General features: G+C 37.8%; 27 protein-coding genes. 19 read left to right on the plus strand and 8 right to left on the minus strand.

The features are described from left to right. Positions 1–11 precede the first annotated feature (11 nt). The 5 genes from LOC50_RS16440 (at position 12) to LOC50_RS16460 (ending at position 5,731) form a co-directional block, all read left to right on the plus strand. Entirely contained in the window at positions 12–515 is a 504-nt protein-coding gene (locus tag LOC50_RS16440; RefSeq protein ID WP_069440175.1) for a phosphatase domain-containing protein, read from the plus strand. Positions 516–517: 2 nt separating this feature from the next. After that, positions 518–1,528 (plus strand): ArsJ-associated glyceraldehyde-3-phosphate dehydrogenase, encoded by a 1,011-nt coding sequence (locus tag LOC50_RS16445; protein WP_069440174.1) that lies wholly within the window; start codon positions 518–520, stop codon positions 1,526–1,528. Positions 1,529–1,537: 9 nt separating this feature from the next. Further along, on the plus strand, positions 1,538–2,752 hold the full coding sequence (gene arsJ, locus LOC50_RS16450) for an organoarsenical effux MFS transporter ArsJ (protein WP_250653986.1): 1,215 nt from the start codon (positions 1,538–1,540) through the stop codon (positions 2,750–2,752). Positions 2,753–3,260: 508 nt separating this feature from the next. Beyond that, positions 3,261–4,574, plus strand: coding sequence for a hypothetical protein (locus LOC50_RS16455; protein ID WP_250653987.1), 1,314 nt, complete (start codon positions 3,261–3,263; stop codon positions 4,572–4,574). 185 nt (positions 4,575–4,759) lie between these two features. After that, positions 4,760–5,731 (plus strand): hypothetical protein, encoded by a 972-nt coding sequence (locus LOC50_RS16460; RefSeq protein WP_250653988.1) that lies wholly within the window; start codon positions 4,760–4,762, stop codon positions 5,729–5,731. 884 nt (positions 5,732–6,615) lie between these two features. Here the strand turns inward: LOC50_RS16460 and LOC50_RS16465 are convergent. The 4 genes from LOC50_RS16465 to LOC50_RS16480 form a co-directional block, all read right to left on the minus strand. Next, on the minus strand, positions 6,616–7,506 hold the full coding sequence (locus tag LOC50_RS16465; protein ID WP_250653989.1) for a hypothetical protein: 891 nt from the start codon (positions 7,504–7,506) through the stop codon (positions 6,616–6,618). 440 nt (positions 7,507–7,946) lie between these two features. Continuing rightward, positions 7,947–8,855 carry a TniB family NTP-binding protein gene (locus LOC50_RS16470; protein ID WP_164834667.1) on the minus strand — a complete coding sequence of 303 codons (909 nt, stop codon included), beginning with the start codon at positions 8,853–8,855 and terminating at the stop codon, positions 7,947–7,949. A 35-nt stretch (positions 8,856–8,890) separates the two neighbouring features. Beyond that, positions 8,891–10,918 carry a TnsB C-terminal domain-containing protein gene (locus tag LOC50_RS16475; RefSeq protein ID WP_250653990.1) on the minus strand — a complete coding sequence of 676 codons (2,028 nt, stop codon included), beginning with the start codon at positions 10,916–10,918 and terminating at the stop codon, positions 8,891–8,893. After that, entirely contained in the window at positions 10,915–11,526 is a 612-nt protein-coding gene (locus LOC50_RS16480; protein ID WP_055253882.1) for a TnsA endonuclease N-terminal domain-containing protein, read from the minus strand. The genes LOC50_RS16475 and LOC50_RS16480 overlap by 4 nt, the downstream gene beginning before the upstream one ends. A gap of 685 nt (positions 11,527–12,211) precedes the next feature. Between LOC50_RS16480 and LOC50_RS16485 the strand changes: the two genes are divergently transcribed. The 6 genes from LOC50_RS16485 (at position 12,212) to LOC50_RS16510 (ending at position 14,749) form a co-directional block, all read left to right on the plus strand. After that, positions 12,212–12,535 carry a hypothetical protein gene (locus tag LOC50_RS16485; protein ID WP_054981787.1) on the plus strand — a complete coding sequence of 108 codons (324 nt, stop codon included), beginning with the start codon at positions 12,212–12,214 and terminating at the stop codon, positions 12,533–12,535. Between the two features lie 329 nt (positions 12,536–12,864). Then, positions 12,865–13,089, plus strand: coding sequence for a hypothetical protein (locus LOC50_RS16490; protein WP_055011434.1), 225 nt, complete (start codon positions 12,865–12,867; stop codon positions 13,087–13,089). 39 nt (positions 13,090–13,128) lie between these two features. Further along, entirely contained in the window at positions 13,129–13,455 is a 327-nt protein-coding gene (locus tag LOC50_RS16495) for a hypothetical protein (RefSeq protein WP_055011433.1), read from the plus strand. 258 nt (positions 13,456–13,713) lie between these two features. Beyond that, complete coding sequence (locus tag LOC50_RS16500) at positions 13,714–14,091, plus strand: MerR family transcriptional regulator (protein ID WP_010557530.1); 378 nt, start codon at positions 13,714–13,716, stop codon at positions 14,089–14,091. Between the two features lie 65 nt (positions 14,092–14,156). Next, a complete protein-coding gene (gene merC, locus LOC50_RS16505) occupies positions 14,157–14,546 on the plus strand; it encodes an organomercurial transporter MerC (protein ID WP_250653991.1) in 390 nt (129 codons plus the stop codon). A 53-nt stretch (positions 14,547–14,599) separates the two neighbouring features. Next, on the plus strand, positions 14,600–14,749 hold the full coding sequence (locus LOC50_RS16510; RefSeq protein ID WP_464711497.1) for a GDCCVxC domain-containing (seleno)protein: 150 nt from the start codon (positions 14,600–14,602) through the stop codon (positions 14,747–14,749). Positions 14,750–15,171: 422 nt separating this feature from the next. Here LOC50_RS16510 and LOC50_RS16515 read toward each other — a convergent pair whose 3' ends face one another. Both LOC50_RS16515 and LOC50_RS16520 read right to left on the minus strand, forming a co-directional pair. Further along, complete coding sequence (locus tag LOC50_RS16515) at positions 15,172–16,569, minus strand: heavy metal sensor histidine kinase (protein WP_250653992.1); 1,398 nt, start codon at positions 16,567–16,569, stop codon at positions 15,172–15,174. Continuing rightward, complete coding sequence (locus LOC50_RS16520) at positions 16,559–17,245, minus strand: heavy metal response regulator transcription factor (RefSeq protein ID WP_004588805.1); 687 nt, start codon at positions 17,243–17,245, stop codon at positions 16,559–16,561. The genes LOC50_RS16515 and LOC50_RS16520 overlap by 11 nt, the downstream gene beginning before the upstream one ends. 166 nt (positions 17,246–17,411) lie before the next feature. Here LOC50_RS16520 and LOC50_RS16525 point away from each other — a divergent pair, with 166 nt between their 5' ends. The 8 genes from LOC50_RS16525 to LOC50_RS16560 all read left to right on the plus strand — a co-directional run bounded on the left by LOC50_RS16525 (position 17,412) and on the right by LOC50_RS16560 (position 23,900). Continuing rightward, positions 17,412–19,235, plus strand: a complete 1,824-nt coding sequence (locus LOC50_RS16525) for a copper resistance system multicopper oxidase (RefSeq protein WP_055011432.1) — start codon at positions 17,412–17,414, stop codon at positions 19,233–19,235. Continuing rightward, positions 19,232–20,095, plus strand: a complete 864-nt coding sequence (locus LOC50_RS16530) for a copper resistance protein B (protein ID WP_055011431.1) — start codon at positions 19,232–19,234, stop codon at positions 20,093–20,095. The genes LOC50_RS16525 and LOC50_RS16530 overlap by 4 nt, the downstream gene beginning before the upstream one ends. 22 nt (positions 20,096–20,117) lie before the next feature. Then, entirely contained in the window at positions 20,118–20,525 is a 408-nt protein-coding gene (locus LOC50_RS16535; RefSeq protein WP_004588802.1) for a copper resistance CopC family protein, read from the plus strand. 11 nt (positions 20,526–20,536) lie between these two features. Then, positions 20,537–21,445 carry a CopD family protein gene (locus LOC50_RS16540; protein WP_024032685.1) on the plus strand — a complete coding sequence of 303 codons (909 nt, stop codon included), beginning with the start codon at positions 20,537–20,539 and terminating at the stop codon, positions 21,443–21,445. A gap of 22 nt (positions 21,446–21,467) precedes the next feature. Continuing rightward, complete coding sequence (locus tag LOC50_RS16545; RefSeq protein ID WP_008109928.1) at positions 21,468–21,956, plus strand: YybH family protein; 489 nt, start codon at positions 21,468–21,470, stop codon at positions 21,954–21,956. Positions 21,957–21,966: 10 nt separating this feature from the next. Further along, a complete protein-coding gene (locus LOC50_RS16550; protein WP_250653993.1) occupies positions 21,967–22,485 on the plus strand; it encodes a DUF411 domain-containing protein in 519 nt (172 codons plus the stop codon). 140 nt (positions 22,486–22,625) lie between these two features. Further along, the gene (locus tag LOC50_RS16555; RefSeq protein ID WP_024032683.1) at positions 22,626–23,135 is read left to right on the plus strand and encodes a DUF305 domain-containing protein; all 510 of its coding nucleotides are present in this window, start codon (positions 22,626–22,628) and stop codon (positions 23,133–23,135) included. A 33-nt stretch (positions 23,136–23,168) separates the two neighbouring features. Further along, complete coding sequence (locus tag LOC50_RS16560; RefSeq protein ID WP_024032682.1) at positions 23,169–23,900, plus strand: MauE/DoxX family redox-associated membrane protein; 732 nt, start codon at positions 23,169–23,171, stop codon at positions 23,898–23,900. A gap of 315 nt (positions 23,901–24,215) precedes the next feature. On the opposite strand, the gene LOC50_RS17545 is transcribed toward LOC50_RS16560, so the two are convergent. Together LOC50_RS17545 and LOC50_RS16565 are read right to left on the minus strand one after the other, a co-directional pair. After that, the gene (locus LOC50_RS17545; protein ID WP_327077832.1) at positions 24,216–24,458 is read right to left on the minus strand and encodes a MerC family mercury resistance protein; all 243 of its coding nucleotides are present in this window, start codon (positions 24,456–24,458) and stop codon (positions 24,216–24,218) included. A 102-nt stretch (positions 24,459–24,560) separates the two neighbouring features. Beyond that, positions 24,561–24,929, minus strand: a complete 369-nt coding sequence (locus LOC50_RS16565; RefSeq protein ID WP_028834999.1) for a MerR family transcriptional regulator — start codon at positions 24,927–24,929, stop codon at positions 24,561–24,563. Between the last annotated feature and the right edge of the window lie 28 nt (positions 24,930–24,957).

Genomic DNA, 24,957 nt, shown 5'->3' on the forward strand with positions numbered 1-24,957 from the left:
AGAGGATCTTTATGCAAACTCACCCATTTGACAAACTGACACTTGATAACGGCGCTAGCTTTATTTTCACGCCATGCCCAGGAACGAAAGACGTAGACTTAACGACATCAGTAAAGCAATTGAAAGGTGCAGGAGCGCAAGCGATTGTCACTTTAATGTATGATATAGAAATAAAGAAAAACGAGGCCGAAACACTTCCTCAAGTTTGTAACGAACAAGGCATAAAATGGTTTCAGTTACCTATTTTAGATGATGATGCGCCTAGTGATGACTTTGCAACGGCGTTCAGATCTCACCTTGATGATGTGTTAGTTATTTTGCGTAATCAGGGCACGATAGCTGTGCACTGTAAAGGCGGTTCAGGTCGCACGGGCTTAGTGATTGGCATACTGATGTATGAGCTAGGTTACAACAAGACAAGTATTATTAATCAAGTACAGAAAGTACGCCCTAAGGCGCTTTCTAACCCTGTGCAACTTTCATTTTTTAATGAATATCAAAAAGTAGGAGTTTAACCATGACAATTAAAATTGGTATTAACGGTTTTGGCCGCATGGGCCGATTAACGCTTAGAGCAGCCTTTGGTTGGCAAAATATTGAGTTTGTGCAAATCAACGATCCTGCTGGCAACGCAGAAACACTGGCACACCTATTAAAATACGATTCAGTGCATGGCACTTGGTCACATGATGTATCTAATGATGACAACAATGTGATAATCAACGGTCAAGCTATTCGGGTCACTCAAAATAAAGTAATTAATGATACGGATTGGTCTGAATGTGATGTCGTCATTGAAGCATCAGGTAAAATGAAAAAAATCGATCTGCTGCAAGCCTACTTAGATCAGGGTGTTAACAAAGTAGTGGTCACTGCACCAGTGAAAGAAGAAGGCGTACTCAATGTGGTGATGGGGGTTAACGACCACCTTTATAATGCTGAAAAACATGCCATTGTAACAGCTGCGTCTTGCACCACAAATTGCTTAGCACCAGTGATAAAAGTATTACAGGATAAAATCGGTATCAAACATGGTTCAATGACAACCATCCACGATATAACTAATACTCAAACGATTTTAGATGCACCGCATAAAGATTTACGTAGAGCGCGTGCCTGTGGCATGAGCCTTATTCCAACCACTACAGGCTCAGCAACGGCTATTACCCATATTTTCCCTGAACTAAAAGGCAAGCTAAATGGTCATGCCGTTCGCGTACCACTGGCAAATGCATCAATAACTGATTGTGTATTTGAAGTGGAACGTCCAACAACTGAAGCTGAAATTAACGCTTGGCTGAAAGAAGCGGCTGAAGGCGAGTTAAAAGGTATTTTGGGCTATGAAGAAAAGCCGCTAGTGTCAATTGATTATAAAACTGATCCGCGTTCAAGCATTATCGATGCGCTATCAACAATGGTCGTCAACACCACTCAGGTTAAACTGTATACATGGTATGACAACGAGTGGGGATACGCCAATAGAACAGCTGAGCTTACTCGTAAAGTGGGTCTATCAATAAAAGGGTAAAGTGACACTATGAAGCGCTTGGCATCATTATCAGACGATATTAAACAATACCTCGTGGTCACAGGCAATTATTGGGCATTTACCTTAACGGATGGCGCACTACGTATGTTAGTAGTGCTTCATTTCCATGCGTTAGGTTATAGCCCGCTTAGTATTGCTATGCTGTTTTTGTTTTATGAAATCTTTGGCGTTGTAACCAACTTGATTGGCGGCTTCTTAGGTGCTCGTTTAGGGCTAAATAAAACCATGAACATTGGTTTGGCTATTCAAATTGTTGCCTTGCTCATGCTAGCTGTTCCCTCTGAATGGTTAACAGTTGTATATGTGATGATTGCCCAAGCGCTTTCTGGTATTGCCAAAGACTTAAATAAAATGAGTGCTAAAAGTGCTATCAAGTCGTTGGTTACCGATGGGCAAGAAGGCACGCTTTTCAAATGGGTGGCAATATTAACAGGCTCTAAAAATGCTTTAAAAGGTGTGGGCTTTTTCTTAGGTGGTTTACTGTTAACCTTATTATCGTTTAAAGGTGCAATGCTGCTGATGACGGGTGGTTTAGCACTTGTATGGTGTTACAGCCTTTACGCTTTAAAAAGTGATTTAGGAAAAGCGAAGAGCAAAGCTAAGTTCACCGATATATTCTCAAAAAGTTGTTCAATTAACCTCTTGTCGGCTGCACGACTATTCTTATTTGGTGCCCGTGATGTCTGGTTTGTGGTTGCACTGCCCGTATTTTTGTCGCAAGCCTTTAATTGGGATCATTGGACGGTAGGCGGCTTCTTGGCACTATGGGTGATTGGTTACGGTTTCGTACAATCTATCGCACCTAAGGTAATGAATCTCAAAGAAGGTTTTTCGCCTGCTATAGAAACAACCAAATGGGCGAGTTTACTGGCACTGGTTACATTAGGTATAGCCTTATCCCTGTATTTTAATTGGCAAGTAAAAACAGTGCTCATTGCTGGTTTAATGTTGTTTGGTGTACTGTTCGCTATTAATTCATCGCTGCACAGTTATTTGATTGTTAGCATGGCCGATGCCGACGGTGTTTCTCTCGATGTTGGCTTTTACTATATGGCTAATGCGATGGGGCGTTTGATTGGTACAGTATTGTCAGGCTGGATTTTCCAGCTATATGGATTAGCGGCTTGTTTAGCGATATCGTTTGTATTTATTGCACTGGCTGGGCTTTTCTCAACAAAGTTACCAACAACAGCAACTAAATAAGCATATAGCTGATTTAATAACTATCCTATGGCACTCATCCGTCAGGGATAGTTAACCACTCCATGATGGTAATAAGCTTTTAGCTTAATGGTTGCATTGTGACACAAAAATACTGCCTTTCTAAAATAAGTGAATGTATAAATTAGCTTAAAGGCACCTATAAAGTATTTACCCTAAAGCGTTTTAGGCAGAAACGAGTTATATCTGAATGACTGTTTTTGGCACCCAGGCGTACTTCGGCAAAGAGCGATAACCGGTCATTGAGGTTGGCTAAATATCGTCGTTAATTGATTGGTGAAACTGCGCTTTTCACACATATTCATGAAAATGAGTCCTGAGCGCATATTAGTTCATTTAACTTTACCTAAAAAATTTACAAAACTTAGTAATAGTAATGCCTTAGGTAATTTGTTAAAACTATACAAAATAGATAAATGAGCGTTAAGTCGGCAGAAATATGCGCAATTTTCGGACTATAAAATATTATGTTTTACTTGGTATTCGGTGAATGAAAAAAAGAAATTCTACATTTTGTGGTGGTAAGCCGACTTGGGCTAATGCTTGTGTCGGTAACAACGGTTCACCAAGCTATGTCGAGTACGCCATAGGTTTTTCTAAAGCTGCAAACCTCATAATTGATCAAGTGCTTAGTTCTAGAGATTTTCTTGTTGATGATATGGTTTATCCCGTATGTTTTAACATGCGACACTCTGTCGAGCTAAGGTTAAAAGGGGCTATTGAAGATCTTAAGATTATTGCTGAATGGAAAGGTATTCAACTAGATTTTGACTTGGCTGGATCTCATGATATCTGCAATATATGGTCATTTTTCAAAGAAGAATCTGAAAATATAGATACACGATATAAAGTAATAAATGAACGAATCCAACCAACTATCCTCGACATTTCTGAAGTTGATTCTACGGGACAAACATTCAGATATCCAATCGACAACGAGAGCCAAAAGCATTTAACGGATGTTTCCCTTATTAATTTTACCGTTCTAAAAGATAAGTTTGGCACTTTAGAAAAAGAACTAGATAATTTGTTGCACTTAACCGAATTTCTCATCGAAGAATATTCATTAGGTTCATTTACAAAAAAGCTTTCGAGACATCAACTTTTTCTATTGGCAGATGAACTGCCAACACTATCATCATGGAAACTTGATGAGTTCAAAGAAACTAAGATGGTTATCCGAGAGAAGTTCTCGTTAACTAGTAATGACCTTACTAAAGTAATAAACCTGATAAAGTCCAATTATGAACTGTCCTTTAAAATAGACAATAGGCTACCTTTAAGAGGGGTTGATGAATATATTTTAGTTTGGTTCCTAGATTTCTGGATGCAGCTTAACCCTGAAATACTGAGTAGACATGATAAGGGCTTGTTTGAAGTAGATACGAGCAATATTTTTGAGTCGCTAAAACGTGATGATGAGATTAAAAAGAAATTTTGGGAAAACTTATACGGTTATTTAACTGCTGAAACCCTAGCAGGATTAAAGGCATTATTCTACTTCGCACAAGATAAGAAATTTTCTGAAACATATGTTCGCACGTATGAGCAAGAGCTAGAAGAGTCAACAGCACACATCAAGGGTGGTATTGATAGTTTGTGGGAGAGTTTTATGCATTTGGCTGACAAAGCCAACTTTTTTGAAAACTTGGTTATGAGTTTATTCTTCATAAACTATGACGATTTGGCACTTGAACTAATGGATATTTATGGCACTACCAATGCTTTTCCTTGGCTTGAAAAAGCAAAGAGTAGAGAGCTATTTCGTCTTCCGGCACTAGCTGGGTACACTTGTAAAATATAACAGGGCGTTACCAATGTCTGCTTCTGGCACTGAGCCGAACTTCGGCAAAGAGCGAACAGCGCTCGCTGATAAAGTCTTTACCTGCATGCAAAATACAAGACGTGACCCCATTAATACGCGTTAGATATACTTTTAGAGGAAAAATGAATCCATACAGAAAGCGATGTTTAAGTAGATACTCATTTATGAGTGAAAAAGCAATAGTTTACCTTGATACTAAATTCTGGATTATCCTTAGAGATGTTCAGCTCAATAACGTAAGCTGCGCAAAAAAAATAAAATTATACAATACAATTATTGAGCTTAATGAATCAAGAAAGATAATTATTCCCATATCACACTATGTGCTTAATGAATTTGTAAAACAAAAAGATAAGGATACTTTGAAAGAGTGTTTTGATCTAATTCTTCAGCTTTCTGGAAACATATCTATTAGAGACTATCATGAACGAATTTTTGAGGAGTTAATCTTATTTATTACACTTATAAAAAACGGAGAATTAAACACTAAGTTAGATGTAATAAGCCAATATGTTTGGACACCTATACCATATACCTTTGGCAAATTTGTTTGCTCTGATGGAGACGATGTATCATACGATGAGATTGTTCAAGATGCTATTTTTGAGTGTAAAACGATTGATTCCAAGTTCCTAAGTATGATTTTGGATAAAAGTGAAAGCATGAGCGACTACCCAGATCCAACTTGCATGATCAATGCAAAAAGGAAAGATAAATATGGAAGCTCAGCTAAGAATCAATGTAGTGAATTCTATTTAGCGCTTAAAAAAGGACTTATCGCTAACGCCTTAAAAGAAGTTATGGGATCTTATAATGAAGAGAATGTTAACCAAATTTTTATTATGCTAAACAATCTAAAGTATAAAAATAAGCTTGGAAATTTTTTACCAACTTTAAACACTTATTCAACACTCTTAAGTACATGGTTAGTTGAACAACAATCAAATATTAAGGTAAATCACTATTTTGATATTCATCATGCTTCTGCAGCACTGCCTTATTTTGACGTTTTTCTGACCGAAAAAAGTTTAAAAGATGCCATCCAACGGGTATCTCCTAAATACCTTTCATTCAATAAATGTAAAGTTGGTTCAACACCTGAAGAAGCTATCGAAATATTAAACTCCATTAAATAATCTCTCGCTAAGGAGATTTTTGGAGTCGCGTCTTGCACTGTGTATATTTGTAGATGACTAACGTCCGCTCATGGCACAAACCGGAAATAGCCCACGCACTAATTCTATATTTATACATTAAGGTTTCTTCAGACTTAATGTAATTCATTTCAATCATTCAACTATTTACTTAAATCTAAACCTATTTAAATTCAAGGTCAGACTTTAGTTAATAAATCTCAATTTAAGTGCCATACTTCGAATGAAATTCAAACAATTCTCAAGCTGCCGCGAATTCTCAACTTAAGTGGCGCTGGCCAAAAATGATCGACGCCATATAACTTGAGAATCTCAGCCATGTAATAAGATTTCAAAACAATAACTTAGCTTGTGTTCTTTATCGGTACTGCGCCTCTTAAATTGAGAATTATTTATAGCTAAAAACTGCCCCAACACAAATTCTCATCCAGCCAAAAAGTTCTCATTCTGCCTTGCAGATTCTCATTCTGCCACTGAAGAACTCTGACTTGATTTTAATGAGCACATAATTAAGTAGATTCTGTATTCGGTAAATTAGTGGCGAACACTATACGCTAATATTTACTTAGTAAAAGTGTAGTAAATCGATTAGAAAATGGATTTTTAGGATAAAGAGAAATGAAGCCATTTAAGTGAAAGTTAAAATGCAGATATGCGAAGCTTCATTTGTAATGTTGAGTTAATTCAAATTTGGTTTGATTTAGGTTTAGTTATGGATGAAATTACTAAACTTTTATTAAAAAAGGGAAAGTTAAACTTATTGATATTCAGTCGATTAGTTTTAGTGAACTGCCGGTATTGTTATTAATAAAGCATAGGCCGAGAACATGTCTCGGCCTAAAAATTAAAGTTGAAATTACAAAGTACTAAATGTCGAGTGATAGCTGTTTGTTTTGCGTTTTCGCCAACTTCAAAGTATCACAATTAAGTATACGTTTTGAATTATTGCCATGAATGTAAACGGGCCTGAGCTTACCGGTATTAATCAACCTCATTAGTTCTACCTTTGGTATACCGGTGACTTCAGCTACGTTTGCAACGGACATCGTTTTATCTCTTATAAGTTGAGTATGTAATTTACAAAAGGTATCGAATGCTTCAGGCAAAACGTGTATGGAATGCATTAAGTCTAATGAAGGTTTGTATGTTATTGATAATTCTTTATTTTTAGCAGCTATCAGTACATCAGTTATACAGATATTATGAAGAGCCATAAAGCGACGTAGCTCAGAAAGGGGGACGTAATCTTTATTGTGGCTGAACTCGGCTAAAAAGGTATAAACACCTGATATTTCAACGCGAGTATCTGTTCTTAAGGCCTTTTTTGAATCAGTTCTTATCAATCCAACTTCGACTAAAAGAGCGATTTGTTTAAACGTTACCCCAATTATAGAGGAGGCTGTTTGAGCTTCAAACCAAAGCTGAGTTATGGGAGCTTTTGAACGAATATACTCGCTATTATACATTTCATATAGTGTGGATAATGACCCCCATTCACATAGCAAATTCTGAACAATAATTTCAATTTTGTGAAACTCAATGTTCAACGGTAGATCTGTTGGTACACGTTTAGCCCTTTCACTTAAGAATACTCTAGCACTATCTGGGTTATTAAGAATATCAGCCGCTCTATTTAATAATGTGGAGGTAATCTCCTTTGGTGGGAAACTCGTTCGTGTATTACTATCGTCAACTATCACTTTAGCTATGAGGTATGCATCGTGGACTTGTTCAGGTGATTTTAATTGATTATTCAATGGCATATGCGTTAAGCGTAAGCCGCACAAAGGTGATGTGCAGCGGCCATTTAGAAGATTAATGGTAAATTGCAGCGGTGAATTGCAATGAGGGCATTCGGATAACAGGGCACACTCATGAATAATACAGTGTCGTAAAAATGGATTTTGCCACTGGGCCCTAAAATACCCATATTGGTTAACACAATCTGGACAAACTTGTGGCGTTAGCAATCTCGCATGTGTCCAGCACTTTATCTTTAATGATGATAAAGTGCGAGTTATAGGAATAAGGTGATCAAGGAGTCCGTTCTTTGTTGATCTACCTTTGATGATACTGGTTAGCATAGCCTTATTGAGTACGCGAGATTCTGATTGTATGCCATTTCTTTTAAGTAAACGAAGTACATAACCAATACCTGACTCCGCTTCATAGTAAGAGGGTTTTATTGGGAAACGCATTAGCATAACCCCGAATAGAACTGACTTCTAAGGTTTTTATCTTGCTCATTTAGATATGCATCTAATTGTTTTTTTGTTAAAAGTTCATAATCAAATGGATTGACAGCCCCAATTGCATATTTCTCAAAGTTTTCAAATAAGGCTTCTATAAGCTGATCATAGTTTTTTGCATTTCGTGTGTTATTACGTAAAAATAAATCGCGCATTGTACTCATGGTGTGCTCACTGTACGCAAGGTAAATACGATCAAGTAGCTCACTGTGCTCATCCTTTGTTAAATTTGGCAACCCAACTTGTTGAATGAACCAATTACAACAGGCAATCCAGTTTTTCGTTTTAGGAAGGATTGGCTTAATTTCAATGGGGCGCATTTGTCGACGAGACATCTGCTCGTCATCGTCAAATTTACCGGCGGTTCTACCAAATGTAATAAGGCGCTTAGCACTGCTTGTACCGGCGAAAATAATCGAACAACGGATCTTGTTGCTATCGATCAGATAGCAAAAATATTTAATAATTCGTTGAAACTCTATCCCATCATAACTTGAGGCAATATTCTGAATTTCATCAAGAATGATTAGCTCCACTTCTAGGCCTTTGAGAAGTGAGATAAGTTGGGCATCCAATTCAGCTGCAGTAGTGCGAGAATTTTGTGTTGTTCCGTCTAGCTCTGAAATTAAAAATCGAGTTATCTCTGCAGTACTTTTTTTAAACTCCTTAAAAGCGACATAAAAGATTGGTTTTGTCGTTTTTTCTGGCTTAGTAACAGGTAAAAACTGAGCGTGATACTGCTTTAATATATACGTCTTGCCAGCACCCGAGGCACCATAAATAAGTTGAGCTCGTTTATCCTCTGAAGGTACGTGATACATATTGTGGATTTCCGCTATCCTTTGCCATATCTTCATTTGTATGTCACATGCGAAAATTGTACTGGGCATAGTTACCATTGTTTTTCATTTCCTTCATCATCATTATAACGGGTAGAGGCCATTTCTCTGGTTTTGCTCACTATCGTATCTGCGTAGGTATCTTGTTCACCTGAGTGCGATATCTGTGATTTAAGTTCATTCACTTTATGAGATTTTTTTATTCGCTCTACAATGGATAAGTTCTCTTTCGTATTTTTATTGAAAGACGCTACCTTCGGGCCTCTGTGCTGTTTGCGTTTGGGCTTTTGCTTTACGAATTCAGTTATTTCACCGACATAGTGACCAGTAGGAGTATGGGAGAAAGTTTCTGTATATATTCCGAGTTGGGTCAGAGTTTGATTGCCATTTAGTTCAGCAAAGCTGACTGGTAGTTTAGTATCATGATGGTCAATATTATCAGCCACTATTTCCACAGGATTGTTCTCGCCAGGCAGTGTTGCTTGAACTGTTACTTTTCTGGCATCTAGGTCGTCATGAAACACATAAACAGAGGGGTTTTCACCCAGCTCCATGTCTGTTTTAGTAGCCGCGTATAGTTGTTTTAGCTCATCACTGTAATAATCTTGACCTAAACATCTGATAGTTCCACGTTGCTGTAATTTATGTGAGGCCTGGGCTCTGGACACGTGGAAGCAATGTTGTAGCTGATCATATGTGAATGAAGGCATAGGCGTATCAATAATGGACTGATTCCATTTTTTGATAGGCGTATGGCCAGCCTGTTTATGGTGTTTGTGCATGTATTCTGTCAAAAATATATTCAGTAGCTTTGTAAAATCAGATACCTTTATATCCGCACGTTTAGCTAATGGAATTGTGTCGAGTGAGTTCGGGTTAGTACGTTTTCCTGAATAACTTTGAAATCCAATACTCGTCTCACCACTTTGCGTTTCAATCTTCATACCTGAAAAAAAGTGATCTCTTAATACGTTAAAAAATGACTCAATGAATGGCTTCTTAGCAGGTTGATTTGATGGTGTATAATGAATATTTAACTCAAGTCGCTCCGCAGCCTTTTTTATCAAACGATTATTAAACCCTGGGCCATTATCCATAATCAATGTAGTCGGTTTGCGTCCATTCATTGTAAGATTACTATCCGCCATAAATATTTGACGTAAAAGGTTAAGCCCACCGGCAGAGTTTTCAGGTTCAAAGCTAAGCACCACAGAGATAGGTGCGCGTGTGTATACGTCTATTGCTACATACAAAGAAATAGGCGGTGTCGGAAGACCTGTTTTGTCGTCAATTAAACACATATTTAGCACAACACGGTCGCATTCAACGCGCTGCATTGCGTAATAGGTTTTTATTCGTTTACGTAGCGTTGTTAGTCGCTTATTGATTTCCGCTTGTGAAAGGCCTTTAAAATTAGCAAGTTTTTCGGCATCAGTAAGCTCTTGTAACCGGCGGTAAAAGGTGCGTTGTGATGCGATTTGAATCTCATTATTTTTCAAGCTAGCTTCTTGCGCTTCTCGTTTATAGTTACTGTAATATGCGCCTTTGAAAGCAGAGTTATTACACGAATAGACGGTAGCGATGTAGTGCTGTATGAAAGCCTCAGTGGCCGCATTTAGCCGTATAGGCCTATTACGCTTCACTCCCGCAAGCGCCTCATCATTAAAATCTGATTGAACCCATACGCGCCAATGGCGACATACCGTTTTCCATTGCGGGTGTTTTGTGGCAATAGTTGCAGGATGTTGACTCTCGACTCGTTTGATGAGCTCATCATATGTCTTCTTGGTTGTAGCAGGGTATCCTTCACTAACCAGTTCTTTCAAGATAGATTGATAAATCAATCGTGATGTAACCGTTAACTTTTGATATTCTGTTAGTTCAATATGTGGATGCTGTGCGTTTCTTAATATAAAGCCTTGATCATCAATTGATTTCTCAAAGTCGTCTCGAGGTAATAGGCGCTTCTTAGTCTCTATACCATCACCGGAAAGGAGTATTGATGTACTGTCAACAAACGCAATAGATTCAACGTTACCGTACTTATTAGTCAAGTCAGTGCCCGTAGCATATCCGATCATTTGAGGTGACCTCGCATCAATGTAGTAGAGGCGTTTAACGGCTTCTCCATATCGAATTTATATACATTTGATGCAATTAGTCCATAAGCCTCTGACACTGGGTTTTTAGCTATACCCTCCAAGCATTCGATGAGTTGACCAAAGGTTAAATCTCCATCAGGCAGCATTGTTAATGGGAATGAATGCTCCGAGTAATACATTGTTATCAGATTCAGGTTCGCCATAAAGATAGTATTGAGCTTATCGACGATGATTAACCGTAAACCTATTTGTGCTTTTTTTCGGGTGTACTCATTAAAAAGATGAATTTTCGAGTGATACTCTTTATCAACCTGAGACTCATGATGAACTTCAATATATTCAGCGAAGCCAGAATGATATAGGACTAAGAAGTCGGGTGTATAGCGGTAAACTTTTTTGTCTATAGTCACTTCTATTTGCTCAGGCTGGGTGGCAAACAGCTTCACATTAGGGTCACATTCCAGTTTAAAAGCCAGGATCAGCTCCTGAAATGACTCGGGATTAAGTGCGCACTGATTTTTATGGGAGTAAAATCGTATAACAAATCGACCTCTGTGAACGTTAGCGTTCGTCTTTGTAACGGTCATAATTTTACCTCCCAAAAAATAAATGTCTTTACACTATAGATAATGGGTGATAAATTAAAAGGTTTATCTTTAGAATAGTTGTTCTTGGTAAGCATTTTTACATTATTCCTTTCGTCATAATTAGGCTTATCAATCCTTGGAGCCACTGAAAATTTTGTTTTATTTTCAAGGGTTAATCTCACTTTAAAATTCAAAAGTTAAGTTCAATGTTTTTTCTACGAGCAAATTATTTATTCTCAAAAAAAATTTATCTTTAAAGTACTGTGAAGGTTTCTCGAGTTGTTTTTACCTTATCCAAACCGGTTTTATGTTTGTGTTTAACATGACGTTGTTATGTTCAAGTAAAACACCCAAAGCGTAATTAATATTCCGCGCTACCCCCAAAAGCTTAAATTTAAAATTTCACACCTGGACCCAGCAAAGTTGATGCTTTTCATAAGGCAGTCACTATGATTGCAGATATTACAGAAATAGAGAAGGTTAAACTGGTCAGACCTCTCGCTATCTTCTTTAAGTGTCTTTGATTTGGGTTTTAAAATTCATAAAATGCCAACGATATTAATTCTAGGTTAATTTAAGCATTTTTATTTTTTGTGTTTTTTAAGAAAAAAGAGGGGGTGTTCTTGTTTATTAAGTTAAGGTTAATGGAGGCTTAAATTTTTTTGTAAACAAGATGGAGTGACATATGAAACACAAGCCAGAAGGGTGGGTTGTTTTAACGTTTCAAACTATTGATAGCAAACCCTGCTATGTGTTGTTTTGTTCGTGGAAAAATGATGATGAATGGAGAGTAAGCTCAGGTTCAATGGTTCTACCCCACTTATCAGCCTGTGGGAATTATTGGATTTGGCCTCAAATATCAGGCTCTGTTTATGAGCTTCCCGTTGATGAAGAAAATGGCTATACCTTTTACACCGGCGCTGTATTAGATGAATTGTTAGTAAAAGGGTATCGCGATGGTACTAAGCTAAAGCGCATTGCACTTAAAGATATTATGGAAGATAAATAAGGCGATTAGCGCCTTCTAATCTGTCTATTTTACTTTTAAAGGTCATGAGCTCTACATTACGGTAGATACCTAGGGGCTTTGGTAGGCAAAGATGAGAATCTGTATTTTGTAAATGTTGCTAGTTTTACATTAAAAGCTAATAAATGAATACAGTAAAAGCTAATAAATGAATAGAGTATAGGTATAACTAACGCGCACTCCTTTAGTAATCCAGCCTAATAAAATTTGGCTAGTATCCAATGAGGTTCTGCTTGCGTTGCCGAAGGAGTTGATATTCTGGCTTCATTAATCTTTAATAAGCACAAATATTACTTCACAAAGGATTACTTATGGGAAAGGAACTCGATATTTATAAATTGCACAAACCAGATAGAACATACGATATAATTGACCTAGATATCGTATCGATGGCAGACCAAATTGCCGAAGAAAATAACCTCAGTTATAAAGAAGCAGTAATATTAGCCAAGATTGGCTTTCCAAGCGGCAAAACTAGAATAACGGATATAGTCAAAAACGGATTTAGCTGCAAAGTTGAAAAAGAAGCTTTATAGCAAGCCTACGACGTAAACTTATTTTCGAATTACCTTGTTTTGAACCATAAAGCGTATATTGCCCTAGGGAACTATCTGCAAGTTTACGGGGAATTTATACCGCTTAGGTGTGATAAAGAGCTAATTTTATTTAATCCACTCGTTTTCGAAGAAGAAGACGAATTTCTTACTGAAAAGGCTTACCTGAATGGTATTGAGGATGGCCTCAAATCCTTATCATTTAAATCAGACAAACATCTTGTTTTCAAATCATGCATTCAAGGCGGGACAGCACTTTATTGCAATGCTGAGTTTAAATCTCTGATTAATGAAAATAACTTAAGCGGACTTTCTTTTAATAGTGATTTAGTTAGCATTTTTGCTTAACAAGATAAGCGCGGAATGAATTCATTTAATAAGACCTAACCAAAACTGTCAGATTTGAACAAATAGAGTCAACCAAATCGAACAGACGCATTTGTGCCATGAGCTGCCTTTCCGATTTAACTCATTTCTGCCCCAAGACGAGTTAACGTAAATGCTCTAAGGGCAGCTTTTAGTGAAAACCAGTCATTGTAGTTCGAGCAATTTTACTTCGTATTGATATACTAATGTCATGATTAAAGTTGATTTTATGGTTGGACGATGAAAACAATAGGCAAGTTGGCTAAAGAACTTGATATAGGCGTAGAAACTATACGGTTTTATGAGCGGGAAGGCTTGATAAAACAGCCTCAAAAACCTCAAAATGGTTATCGTGTCTATGACGACTCAATCACCAAACAATTACAATTCATCTGTAAGGCCAAAGCACTTGGCTTTACTCTAAAAGAAGTGGCTTCATTGATGTCAATGGATGGCGATTGTGCCAAAGTAGAATCCCTAGGCTTGCTGAAATTGAACGTAATTCAAAATAAGATAGCTGACCTTCAACGCTTAGAAGTCGTCATAAAAGAAATGACTAATTCATGCCGCAACAATAACGATCAATCCCACTGCCCAATAATCGATTCGCTAAAATAGTATTGACTCCGTACCTACCTACGGAGTTCATACTCAAATCATTCAAATAATGTTAGACGTTAAAAATGATTAATAAGATTTTAGATAAAGTTAGCTCAGGTGGTGTTTGGCTTGCGGCTCTTAGTTGTACGGGGTGCTTCCCCGCACTCGGCTCGTTAGCATCAGCATTAGGATTAGGCTTTCTCTCTCACTTTGAGGGAATTGCTGTAAATACCTTGTTACCTATATTTGCAACTCTGGCATTGTTGGTAAATTTGTATAACTGGTATAAAAACCAAAATCATGCGAGAGGTATTCTTGGGGTTATTGGCCCTATAGCGGTTTTGTTAACCCTCTATCCACTATGGCAATACGAATGGAGCACTTATTTGTTTTATGTAGGTATTTGTTTGATGATTGTAATGTCCGTATTAGACATTGTTAAACCTTTGAAGGAGCAAACATACAAAGTATAGAGTTAAATTCTACCATTACTTGCCCTGAGTGTGGCTTCAGTAAAACTGAAGAAATGCCAACCAACGCTTGCCAGTGGTATTATGAATGTGAATCTTGCAAAGTTCTCCTAAAGCCTTTGAAAGGCGATTGTTGCGTATATTGCTCTTATGGAACAGTGAAATGCCCGCCAATTCAAGAAGGTCAAAGTTGTTGCGATAGCTAAATGACAGTCTATTAATGGCAATGAGAAGGCATAAAAAGAAATAGTGAAATGTCAGCAATCGTATCATTGCAGCCTTTATCACTAAGTCACTCAAGGGCTGCTTTTGGCACAGAGCCGTCCTTCAGCTCTAACTCATTTTTGTCCAAAAAACGAGTTTACCCGACCCTCCGCTTTTCGCTCAAATAAGACCCCGAAAAATGGCTCATATAGCTATCTAGGCCAACGCTTTCAAAAACAGAAGTATATTTCCGATAACTACCTTTGAATTCCTATAAACGGAAGTTTGCTTCCGAAATATAGCAATATTGGGTTAGAAACCGGAAGTTTACTTCCGTTTTGTACTTTAAGTTTATAAACCGGTGTTTAATGAAAGCTGGGAAGTCTAGAGGTACAAGCAAACATTGGGTTATTAAATTTAATAATTAGCTTTTAGCTAAATTTAGAAAAACTTTAAAGCTGGTAGTTTGATTATTTGAACTGACCTCTATATTTCCACCGTTTGCTTGCGCTAGAGCTTTAACTATTGCAAGCCCTAAACCAGCTCCATCGCTGTGTCGTTGGCGCGATTTATCGGGTCGATAAAAGCGGTCAAATAAATAAGGTAAATGCTCAGAAGGTATTCTCTCCCCAGTATTAATCACTGAAATACATATTTTATCAGCGGTAAATATTTCACTATTTACTGTGATTGATGAGCCTTTTGGGGCATACCTTATTGCATTGGATAGGAGGTTTGATAATAATTGGCGAAAGTGTAATTTGTCACAATAAAAACAAAGGTTTTGACCTTTTTTCTTAAATGTAATCAATGAGTCTTCAGCCAAAGCATCAAAGTACTCAAATAATGCTTCAATTTCATCATGGCTTTTTAGAGTATTTTGAACGGGTTTAACCAGTCCATTCTGAGTTTTTGCAAGCCAAAGCATATCACTAACCATCTTAGTTAGTCGTTCCAGCTCTTCTAGATTAGAAAACAATAATTCTTGATACTCTAACAACTGTCTTTTTTTAGATAAACCAACCTGTGTTTGAGTGATTATATTTGTTAGTGGAGTACGTAACTCATGCGCAATATCACTAGAGAAATTTGATAAACGAATAAATTCACCTTGGAGCCTGTCGAGCATCGAGTTAAACGACTGCACCATATTAACAAGCTCAATAGGCACTTTATTTTCATCAAGCCTTACATCCATCTTATTAGTTTGGATGTCATGCATTTTCTGACTCAAACCTCGTAAAGGGTTCAATCCTTGATGTATAGCAAACCAAGCCACCAATAAAATGAGTACCGCAGAGCCAAACATAATAGCCCAAAGACTTTGTTGAAATTGATTGAGAAAGTGTAAATGAAAGCTCATGTCTATCGCTGTAGTAATTTTGTATTGCTGTTGCCCAGTACTTAAATTACTCACCAGAGCTCGGTAGGTGTGGGTATCATTTTGCCATGAGGTAATGTTGTTACGGTTAAAGCCAGCTGAAGCATTAGCACTCATTACAAAATCACTAAAATCTCGTTCAGAACTTTGAAAAATGAGCTCTCCTTTTGCGGTATTTACCTGATAGTAAACACCGTGATGACCCGCTACAGCGTTAGATAATTCATTTTTAAGTTTCAGGTTTGATTTATACTGTTGTCTTAAAACTAATTCAATAGATTGATTAATAACATGCAGTTCACTACTATCTTGCTGGAAAAAATGATGTTTTATCGAACTATTTATTAAGGTGGCAACTAAAGTTAAGCACGCAATAACGGTTACAGCCACAAACAACACAACACGCATCGTAAGTGATAAAGGCCGTGACTTAGTAGCCATCAGTTTCAACCTCTAATTTATAGCCCATACCACGAACCGTATGAATTAATTTAACAGTAAAGTCATCATCAACTTTTGCTCTTAGCCTACGAATGGCAACATCAATCACATTGGTGTCGCTATCAAAATTCATATCCCATACTTGAGAAGCAATTAACGAACGTGGCAGTACTTCACCTTCGCGCCGTAACAATAGTTCAAGTAAGCTAAACTCTTTATTACTCAATAAAATACGCTTGCCTGCACGTTGTATTTTTCGCTTTGGAATATCCATTTCTAAATCAGCAACTATCAGTATATCGTCAACTGTTTGTACTACACCACGGCGAATAAGAGTGCGTACTCTTGCTAAAACTTCAGCAAAAGCAAAAGGCTTTATTAAATAGTCATCAGCACCAAGTTCGAGCCCCTTTACTCTATCGTCTATACTATCGCGAGCAGATAAAAATAGTACTGGGGTTTTGTTATCTGCTTCACGTAGCGACTGTAAAATTTTCCAACCGGATACGTCAGGTAACATGACATCAAGTATTATTACATCAAATAAGTCGGTCATTGCTAGGTGATGACCGTCAAGTCCATTGCGCGCCAAAGAAACCTGAAAACCAGCTTCACTTAGTCCCTGTTTTAAATAATCTCCTGTCTTTGATTCATCTTCAACAACTAATAAGCGCATACAATTCCTTCATTAAAGTCCTAACAACTACCTCTGCAAATATTATGCAGTATCTGTCACTACAGCAACATGACACCAACATTACAACTTTGTAATGTTCGCGTCATGTTTAAGACAGGTCTATTTTCTATACTCAATACATATTCTGGTATGAAGGAGTAAGGAAATGGGGTTTAAAAAGTCATCACAACAGGTTAGCACACCACGAAGACGATTTGTTCAAGGCTTAATTGCAGGAGGTGTACTTGCTGCTTTTCCGAGTGTATTACATGCTGCATCATCTTTAGTAGCAGGAACAATAACAGGCACTGTGCCCGAACTTAGCGGCAAAGTAATTGATCTGGTTATAGATGAATCGCCGGTTAACTTTACTGGCGTAGTACGTATGGCGACAACTATCAATGGCTCTATACCCGCCCCTACCTTGCGCCTCAAAGAAGGCGATGACGTTACTATTAGAGTAACAAATAAGTTATCAGTACCGAGTTCAATCCATTGGCATGGTATTATTTTACCGTATCAAATGGATGGCGTACCTGGTATCAGTTTTAAAGGCATTATGCCTGGCGAAACCTTTGTTTATAAATTTAAATTACAACAAAGCGGGACATATTGGTATCACTCACATAGTGGCTTTCAAGAAATGACTGGCATGTACGGTGCATTAATTATTGAACCGCGAGAAAAAGATATTATTAGTGCAGATAACGAGCATGTTATTCAATTATCTGATTGGACTGATGATGACCCAATGGCGCTGTTCCGCAAATTAAAAATACAGAGTGATGTATTTAACTTCAATCAGCCCACTGTTCCAGAATTTTTTGATGACGTTTCAAATAGCGGTGTTTCGAATGCTTTGCAACGCCGCAAAATGTGGAATCAAATGAGAATGAATCCTACAGATTTAGCTGACTTATCTGCATCAGCAATGACCTTTTTAATGAACGGTAGTACGCCAATGTCAAATTGGCGAGGAATGTTTAAAGTTGGAGAAAAAGTAAGACTTAGGTTTATTAATGGCTCAAGCAATACTTTTTTTGACGTTCGTATTCCCGAACTAAAACTAACAGTTGTACAAGCTGATGGGCAAAACGTTGAACCAGTGACAGTTGATGAATTTAGATTCGGCCCTGGTGAGACCTACGACGTAATTGTTGAGCCTAAAAATGATGCCTATACGATTTTTGCTCAAAGTATGGATCGCTCTGGTTACGCAAAAGGAACTTTATCAAGCTCGCCTAATATTGATGCGCCAGTACCTGCACTTGACCCTGTTGAATGGTTAACGATGACCGATATGATGGGCAATATGACCCACGGCGGTGAGCATTCTGCAATGGCAGGTATGGCTGGCATGTCAGGTATGAACTCTAAAGAAATGGATCATAGCGCTATGGAGCACGGTGCAATGGCGATGGATCATAGCAAACATGGTATGTCTGAAAACCCATTGGCAGTTGCCAGCCCTAAAGTGCGTCATGCCAAAACGGAGTATGGAGCTTCAGTTGATATGCGCGTTGATATGCCTAGAACAAATCTTGATGATCCTGGTATTGGTTTACGTAAAAATGGTCGCCGTGTTTTAACACTTGCAGATTTACACTCACTTGAAGGGATCACTAACCAGCAAGAGCCAGAAGCTGAAATTGAGTTGCATTTAACCGGAAATATGGAACGTTATAGCTGGTCATTTGATGGCTTAGAATTTGGTAAAAGCACGCCAGTGCATATGAAGCATAACCAACGTTTAAGAGTTATTTTACAAAACGATACCATGATGACGCACCCTATGCATCTGCATGGTATGTGGAGTGATTTAGAAAACGAGCAAGGTGATGTGCAAGTGCGACGTCATACAATACCTGTTCAACCCGCACAAAGAATCAGCTTTTTAACCACCCCTCACGATGTAGGGCGCTGGGCTTGGCATTGCCATTTATTATTCCATATGGATGCCGGCATGTTTAGAGAGGTAGTCGTATCATGAAACAATTAAAACTATCTAAATCATTTAGTTTATTAATGTTAACTGGGGCTTCATTAATTAGTTTCCCTTTATTAGCGCAAAGTGAAATGGCACAAATGAATAGCGCTAAGATGCAACCACAAGGAGGAAGTGCACCTAAAGATGCAAGAGACCCCCATGCTTACTCTGCGGGAACAACTTTAACAGAAGGCCCATATGCGCTTGAGGGCAATGAGCGATTAACACTCGCTGATGAGCATCCATTTTACGCATTACTAGGCGATCGTCTTGAATATAACGAGCAAGCAAACGCAGGTGTATTTGACTTACAAGCATGGTACGGCACTACCTTTGATCGATTGGTAATTAAAACCGAGGGTGATTTCAGCGAAGGAAGTATTGAAGAAAACCAAACCGATATTTTATGGGGTCACGCCGTATCAGCATATTGGGATACTCAAGCAGGTGTTCGTCTTGATTACAATAAAGAAGGTGAAAATCGGCAATGGTTGGCTTTTGGCTTACAAGGTTTAGCCCCTTATTGGTTTGAACTTGATATGACAGCATACGTAGGTGAGCGAGGCAATACCGCATTTACGTTAGAGGCAGAGTACGAACTACTACTCACGCAAAAGCTAATTATACAACCGCGAGCCGAAATTACACTTTATGGCAAAAACGATAAACAAAACGAGCTTGGAAGTGGCCTATCAAGCAGCGCGATTGGCTTTAGGGTTCGTTATGAATTTACACGCCAGTTTGCGCCCTATATTGGCGTTGAATGGAGCAATAAATTTGGCAATACCGCCGACTATGCCACATCAAGTGGACAAAGTAGCAACAACACCGCATTTGTTGCGGGTATTAAATTTTGGTTTTAATCATTTTAAATAAGAGGTAATTATGAAGTTTTTTAACTCTGCAGTAGCCATTTTAGGTTTAGTGCTTACATTTTCCGCATCAGCGCATATATCACTCAAGCAATCAATACCTGCACAAGAAGCCATGTTAATGCAAGGACCAGAGGAACTTTCGTTAATTTTTAGTGGTGAAGTAAGGCTAGCAAAAGTCATCATCAAAGATGAAAAAAATAAAACAATAAACTTTGATTTCAAACCCAGCGCCACCCCAAGCACAGACTTTAATTGGTCATTACCGAGCCTAGCCCAAGGCACTTACACGGTTAAATGGACAGCACTGGGTGGTGATGGACATAAAATGACTGGCACGTTTAGATTTATGGTACATAAAAATGAATCGCATAAGATGATGCAAGAACAATCTAATACCCACAGCAAACATAATCATTAAGTAGCAACATCATGCAATTAAGTGAATGGTCAGTGCTCTTACTATTATTAAAACTAGCAAGCTATATAGCAATTGTAGGGCTTGCGGGCACTTTATTAATGCGCTTTATGTGTGGCAACAGCAATGTTGCAGGGCATCACTTAATTAGCTTTCATCAGTTCTTAAAACGTTGGCAAATTACGTGTGTAGTTACAGGTAGTATTGCTGCACTTTTACAAGTACCTATAGAAGCTGGAGCAATGGCTGAATCAGGCTTTATGGGAATGTTTGACCCCTTTATGCTTGAAATTGTTTGGCAATCAGTCATAGGTGACCAAGCAAGGTTTAGAATACCAGCGCTTATTATTGCTCTAATTAGCGCATGTATGTGGAATGTGGAATCAGATGATAACGTAGCAGGTTATAAAAACGGTGCCGTTATACTAATCATGCTTGGGTTTATCGCTTATAGCTTCACTTTTACTGGGCACAGTGCAAACGAAAATGGGTTAGTGAAAAGTATTTTAACCTTTCACCTTATTGCCATTGCGAGCTGGTTAGGGTCATTGTGGCCGCTTTACAAAAGCTGCACTTTACTACCTACCAGTGAAGTAAAGCGGTTAATGCATTACTTTGGTCAACTCGCTATTGTTATTGTATTTGTACTACTTATTTCGGGCTTAACTCTGCTCCTGCAGTACCTAGAGTCATTTTCTGCATTGTTTACATCAGATTATGGGCAACTAATTTTATTAAAGCTGTTACTCGTCAGCGCGATGCTGCTCCTAGGTGCATGGCATAAGCTTTTTTTAGTCCCGCAAATCACTCAACAACACCATATAAGTATATTAAAACGCTCGATTACTGTTGAAATAGTAATTGCCCTGTTTGTACTTATTACAACAAGTGTATTTACCACACTTGTTGGTCCGCCTATTTAACGATTAATAAAAAGGGAAACGTATGTTAATTAAATCCTTTAATTTAAAAATTTTATTGCTACTAATTTTTAGCACTGTTAGTTCTTTTACTGTTAGTGCACATGACGATGAAAAATATTCAAAAAAAGGCAAGGCCTTTGTCAATGTTGATAGCGAGGCTGCAAAAACAGTCAGCCTATTTCATGCATCTCTAAAACAAGGTAATCGCGAAGCTGCACGTAAATTACTGGCCGACGATGTCATCATTTTTGAAGGCGGAAGTGTTGAGCGTTCTGCAGATGAATACGCGAAACATCATATGATAGCGGATATGAAATTCTTAAGTGCTGTTAATAGTGAACTACTAGAGCATCAAGTTTACACAAATGGAGACATAGCTTACTCAATTTCAAGAAGTAAAACTCAAGGAAAGTACAAAGGAAAAGATATTAAGTCTATGGGAATGGAATCAATCACATTAAAAAACACCGATACAGGTTGGAAAATCACTCATATTCATTGGTCAAATTAAGGAGTTAAGAATGCGAGTAATCTACATTACCTCAGCGTTATTTTTATCATTAACTATGTCATTTTCGGCGATAAGTATCGAAAAAAAACATAAAGCATTAATAACTTATGAGAATTCAGAAAAACCTAAAATTGAGCTTACCGTTTATAAAAGTAAAAATTGTGGATGTTGTAATAAGTGGATTGCTCATTTGAGCGAAAACAATATTCAAACAAAAGCAATTAACGTCAATGACATGGGGACGATTAAATCTCAGTATCAAATAAAATCAAATATGCGGTCATGCCATACAGCCGTTTCAGCCGATGGATTTGTATTTGAAGGTCATGTTCCCGCCAAACATATAAAACAGTTTTTAGCTGAACAACATCCTGAAAAGACGATAGGGCTCTCTGTTCCCGCTATGCCTGCTGGTACGCCAGGTATGGAAATGGGCGATCGCTTTTATAAATATAATATTGAAATGCTTACGCACGATTTACAGCAAAATACTTATAAGCATATTAGCAAATACGCTGAGCAGTTTTAACACTTATGGCACAACTCTTGATGTAATATTAAACATTGATTCAATGATTAAATATATAGTGGGTTTACGCCTAATAACCTGTAAGAATTACCCATTGGTATAAATGATATACAAAGTAAATGATAGAAAGGAGCCATCTAATGTCGCAGTATTTAAAGTTTTTCTTAATGATAGCCACATCAACATTAGTCATGTTTGTACTGATGTATTTGAATACTTATCAGCTAAGTCATGTTTTTTTTAGTGAAACTCGCACTTATATGGCGCTTTATATGGGAGCCATGATGGCAGTGATAATGCTACTTTTCATGCTCAATATGTATAAAGATAAAAAGAAAAATATAACAGTACTCATTGCAAGTGTTACCGTATTTGCGGGAAGTTTATTTTTAGTTCGATCACAAGCGACTGTTGATGATAGCTCATGGATGTCGGCGATGATCCCACATCATTCAATTGCAATACTCACCAGTGAAAGGGCAAAAATCAAAGATAAGCGAGTCCAAGAGCTTGCAACAAATATTATTGAGGCACAGCGTCGTGAGATTAAAGAAATGCAGTGGTTACTAAAGGATATAGAGAAAAATGGCCTAGCAGAAACTCAGGAGCAAGCACAATCTAGGACCGTACCGGATTTTAATGCTAAGTAAAATTTTATACCAATACATAAAAGGGAGCTAAACATGAGTAAATCAGCCCAACTTTTTAGAATGGCCACAGATGAGCATATTTGTCCGTTTGGTTTAAAATCAAAAGACCTACTAGAGCGAGAGGGATATACAGTTGATGATCAGCTATTAACTTCTCGAGAGCAAACAGATGAATTTAAAAAACAACACAGTGTAGAAACTACACCTCAAACATTTATTGATAATAAACGTATAGGTGGCTATGACGACTTACTCGATTACTTTGATAAGCCAAAAGCTGGGCAAGAAGGTACAACTTACACGCCCGTGATTGCGATTTTTTCGGTTAGTTTTTTGCTTAGTGTGGCATTTAGTTTTGCAGCGAATAATAGCTTATTATCAATGCAAACCGCTGAACTGTTTGTAGCCCTAACAATGGCAGTGTTAGCAATACAAAAGCTTCAAGACTTATTTAGCTTTACTAATTCATTTATAACCTATGACTTAGTCGCTATGAAAGTAGTCAGGTACGCCTATGTTTACCCATTTTTAGAAGCATTTGTTGGCATTGGAATGATAGCCGGATTACCAGCCTATATTATTGCCCCTATTTCATTGTTCATAGGTGGGGTTGGTGCTGTTTCAGTGATAAAAGCAGTCTATATAGATAAACGAGAGTTAAAATGTGCGTGTGTAGGCGGTGACAGTAACGTACCACTAGGGTTTATCTCCCTAACAGAAAACCTGTTTATGATCGCTGCCGGTATTTGGATGTTTGTTAAGTAAACAACAGCTTTAATTTAAAAACATGATGATGTACTAGTGTGATTACCAAGGGATTATGTCGCTCTAATTACCGAGCGACTTTGTCGTAAATAGCATATCAGCTGTACTAGCTCATATCAGATCTCACAGTTTAAGTGAATAAGTTTAGACTTCATCAGGCAGACTGCTATGAGCGAAAAGCAGACATTGACCGTTAATCGTTTCAACGACGGCAATTAGCCATACGTTGCATGTTTGCTCCCTTACTGGTTTTACGATATCCAAAACCGACATAACGACCATTAAGCAAATACCAAAGTAAAATAGGTATGTGCTTCAATCATATAGCCAAAGAGGATAAAGCGTTAATAGCACTGCTACAGGCCCTAGAATGCTGAAGACAGCTCTGGTATGGTTTTTATTTTTGTGCCAGTTGTATAAGTTTACCAATAGTTCCAAAGATGCAAAAATAGGTAAAAGCGTATTTACAGCTATTCCTTCGAAGTGAGAGAAGAAGCCTAGTCCTAATGCCGATGCAAGTGACCTTAATGCAGGGAAGCAGGCCGTGCCGCTAGCCAAACGCCACTAGAGCCTACTCTGTCTAATATTTTATTTATCATTTGAAAGTCTATTGGTTGATATTACCATCATTCTAAACTCCGTATATAAGTACGGAGTCAATCATTTTAATGAATCAATTATGGGGCAATGTGTTGGATCTTCGTTTTGCATACAGGTATTTGTCATATCCACAATTACTTTCTCTAAACGTTGAAGGTCATTAATTTTGTCTCGAATGATTGCTAACTTTTGTCGGCTTAATAGCTCAACTTGAGTGCAGTTGCTGTCCATAGACATTAGCGATTTTATTTCTCTTAACGTAAAGCCGAGCGCTTTGGCTTTTGTGATAAACCTAAGTTGTCCTGCTATTGTTTCGTCATATTGTCTATAACCAGATATTGGTTTTTCAGGTTGTGTAATCAGCCCTTCTCGTTCATAAAAACGAATGGTTTCTACATTTAAATTTAATGATTGTGCTAATTTGCCAATGGTTTACATTATTGCCTTTGTGAATACT

The organism is Pseudoalteromonas sp. SCSIO 43095 (assembly GCF_023650455.1).
Taxonomy (GTDB): Bacteria; Pseudomonadota; Gammaproteobacteria; order Enterobacterales; family Alteromonadaceae; genus Pseudoalteromonas; species Pseudoalteromonas tetraodonis.

What these genes read in the sequence shown, in the direction of transcription:
- LOC50_RS16540 (WP_024032685.1), top strand. Translation starts at nt 20,537, where the DNA reads ATGCAATTAAGTGAATGGTCAGTGCTCTTACTATTATTAAAACTAGCA.
- merC (WP_250653991.1), top strand. Translation starts at nt 14,157, where the DNA reads ATGATTAATAAGATTTTAGATAAAGTTAGCTCAGGTGGTGTTTGGCTT.
- LOC50_RS16560 (WP_024032682.1), top strand. Translation starts at nt 23,169, where the DNA reads ATGAGTAAATCAGCCCAACTTTTTAGAATGGCCACAGATGAGCATATT.
- LOC50_RS16485 (WP_054981787.1), top strand. Translation starts at nt 12,212, where the DNA reads ATGAAACACAAGCCAGAAGGGTGGGTTGTTTTAACGTTTCAAACTATT.
- LOC50_RS16445 (WP_069440174.1), top strand. Translation starts at nt 518, where the DNA reads ATGACAATTAAAATTGGTATTAACGGTTTTGGCCGCATGGGCCGATTA.
- LOC50_RS16510 (WP_464711497.1), top strand. Translation starts at nt 14,600, where the DNA reads ATGCCAACCAACGCTTGCCAGTGGTATTATGAATGTGAATCTTGCAAA.
- LOC50_RS16455 (WP_250653987.1), top strand. Translation starts at nt 3,261, where the DNA reads ATGAAAAAAAGAAATTCTACATTTTGTGGTGGTAAGCCGACTTGGGCT.
- LOC50_RS16545 (WP_008109928.1), top strand. Translation starts at nt 21,468, where the DNA reads ATGTTAATTAAATCCTTTAATTTAAAAATTTTATTGCTACTAATTTTT.
- arsJ (WP_250653986.1), top strand. Translation starts at nt 1,538, where the DNA reads ATGAAGCGCTTGGCATCATTATCAGACGATATTAAACAATACCTCGTG.
- LOC50_RS16555 (WP_024032683.1), top strand. Translation starts at nt 22,626, where the DNA reads ATGTCGCAGTATTTAAAGTTTTTCTTAATGATAGCCACATCAACATTA.
- LOC50_RS16460 (WP_250653988.1), top strand. Translation starts at nt 4,760, where the DNA reads ATGAGTGAAAAAGCAATAGTTTACCTTGATACTAAATTCTGGATTATC.
- LOC50_RS16515 (WP_250653992.1), bottom strand. Translation starts at nt 16,569, where the DNA reads ATGGCTACTAAGTCACGGCCTTTATCACTTACGATGCGTGTTGTGTTG.
- LOC50_RS16535 (WP_004588802.1), top strand. Translation starts at nt 20,118, where the DNA reads ATGAAGTTTTTTAACTCTGCAGTAGCCATTTTAGGTTTAGTGCTTACA.
- LOC50_RS16525 (WP_055011432.1), top strand. Translation starts at nt 17,412, where the DNA reads ATGGGGTTTAAAAAGTCATCACAACAGGTTAGCACACCACGAAGACGA.
- LOC50_RS16530 (WP_055011431.1), top strand. Translation starts at nt 19,232, where the DNA reads ATGAAACAATTAAAACTATCTAAATCATTTAGTTTATTAATGTTAACT.
- LOC50_RS16550 (WP_250653993.1), top strand. Translation starts at nt 21,967, where the DNA reads ATGCGAGTAATCTACATTACCTCAGCGTTATTTTTATCATTAACTATG.
- LOC50_RS16470 (WP_164834667.1), bottom strand. Translation starts at nt 8,855, where the DNA reads ATGAAGATATGGCAAAGGATAGCGGAAATCCACAATATGTATCACGTA.
- LOC50_RS16440 (WP_069440175.1), top strand. Translation starts at nt 12, where the DNA reads ATGCAAACTCACCCATTTGACAAACTGACACTTGATAACGGCGCTAGC.
- LOC50_RS16475 (WP_250653990.1), bottom strand. Translation starts at nt 10,918, where the DNA reads ATGATCGGATATGCTACGGGCACTGACTTGACTAATAAGTACGGTAAC.
- LOC50_RS16500 (WP_010557530.1), top strand. Translation starts at nt 13,714, where the DNA reads ATGAAAACAATAGGCAAGTTGGCTAAAGAACTTGATATAGGCGTAGAA.
- LOC50_RS16480 (WP_055253882.1), bottom strand. Translation starts at nt 11,526, where the DNA reads ATGACCGTTACAAAGACGAACGCTAACGTTCACAGAGGTCGATTTGTT.
- LOC50_RS16490 (WP_055011434.1), top strand. Translation starts at nt 12,865, where the DNA reads ATGGGAAAGGAACTCGATATTTATAAATTGCACAAACCAGATAGAACA.
- LOC50_RS16520 (WP_004588805.1), bottom strand. Translation starts at nt 17,245, where the DNA reads ATGCGCTTATTAGTTGTTGAAGATGAATCAAAGACAGGAGATTATTTA.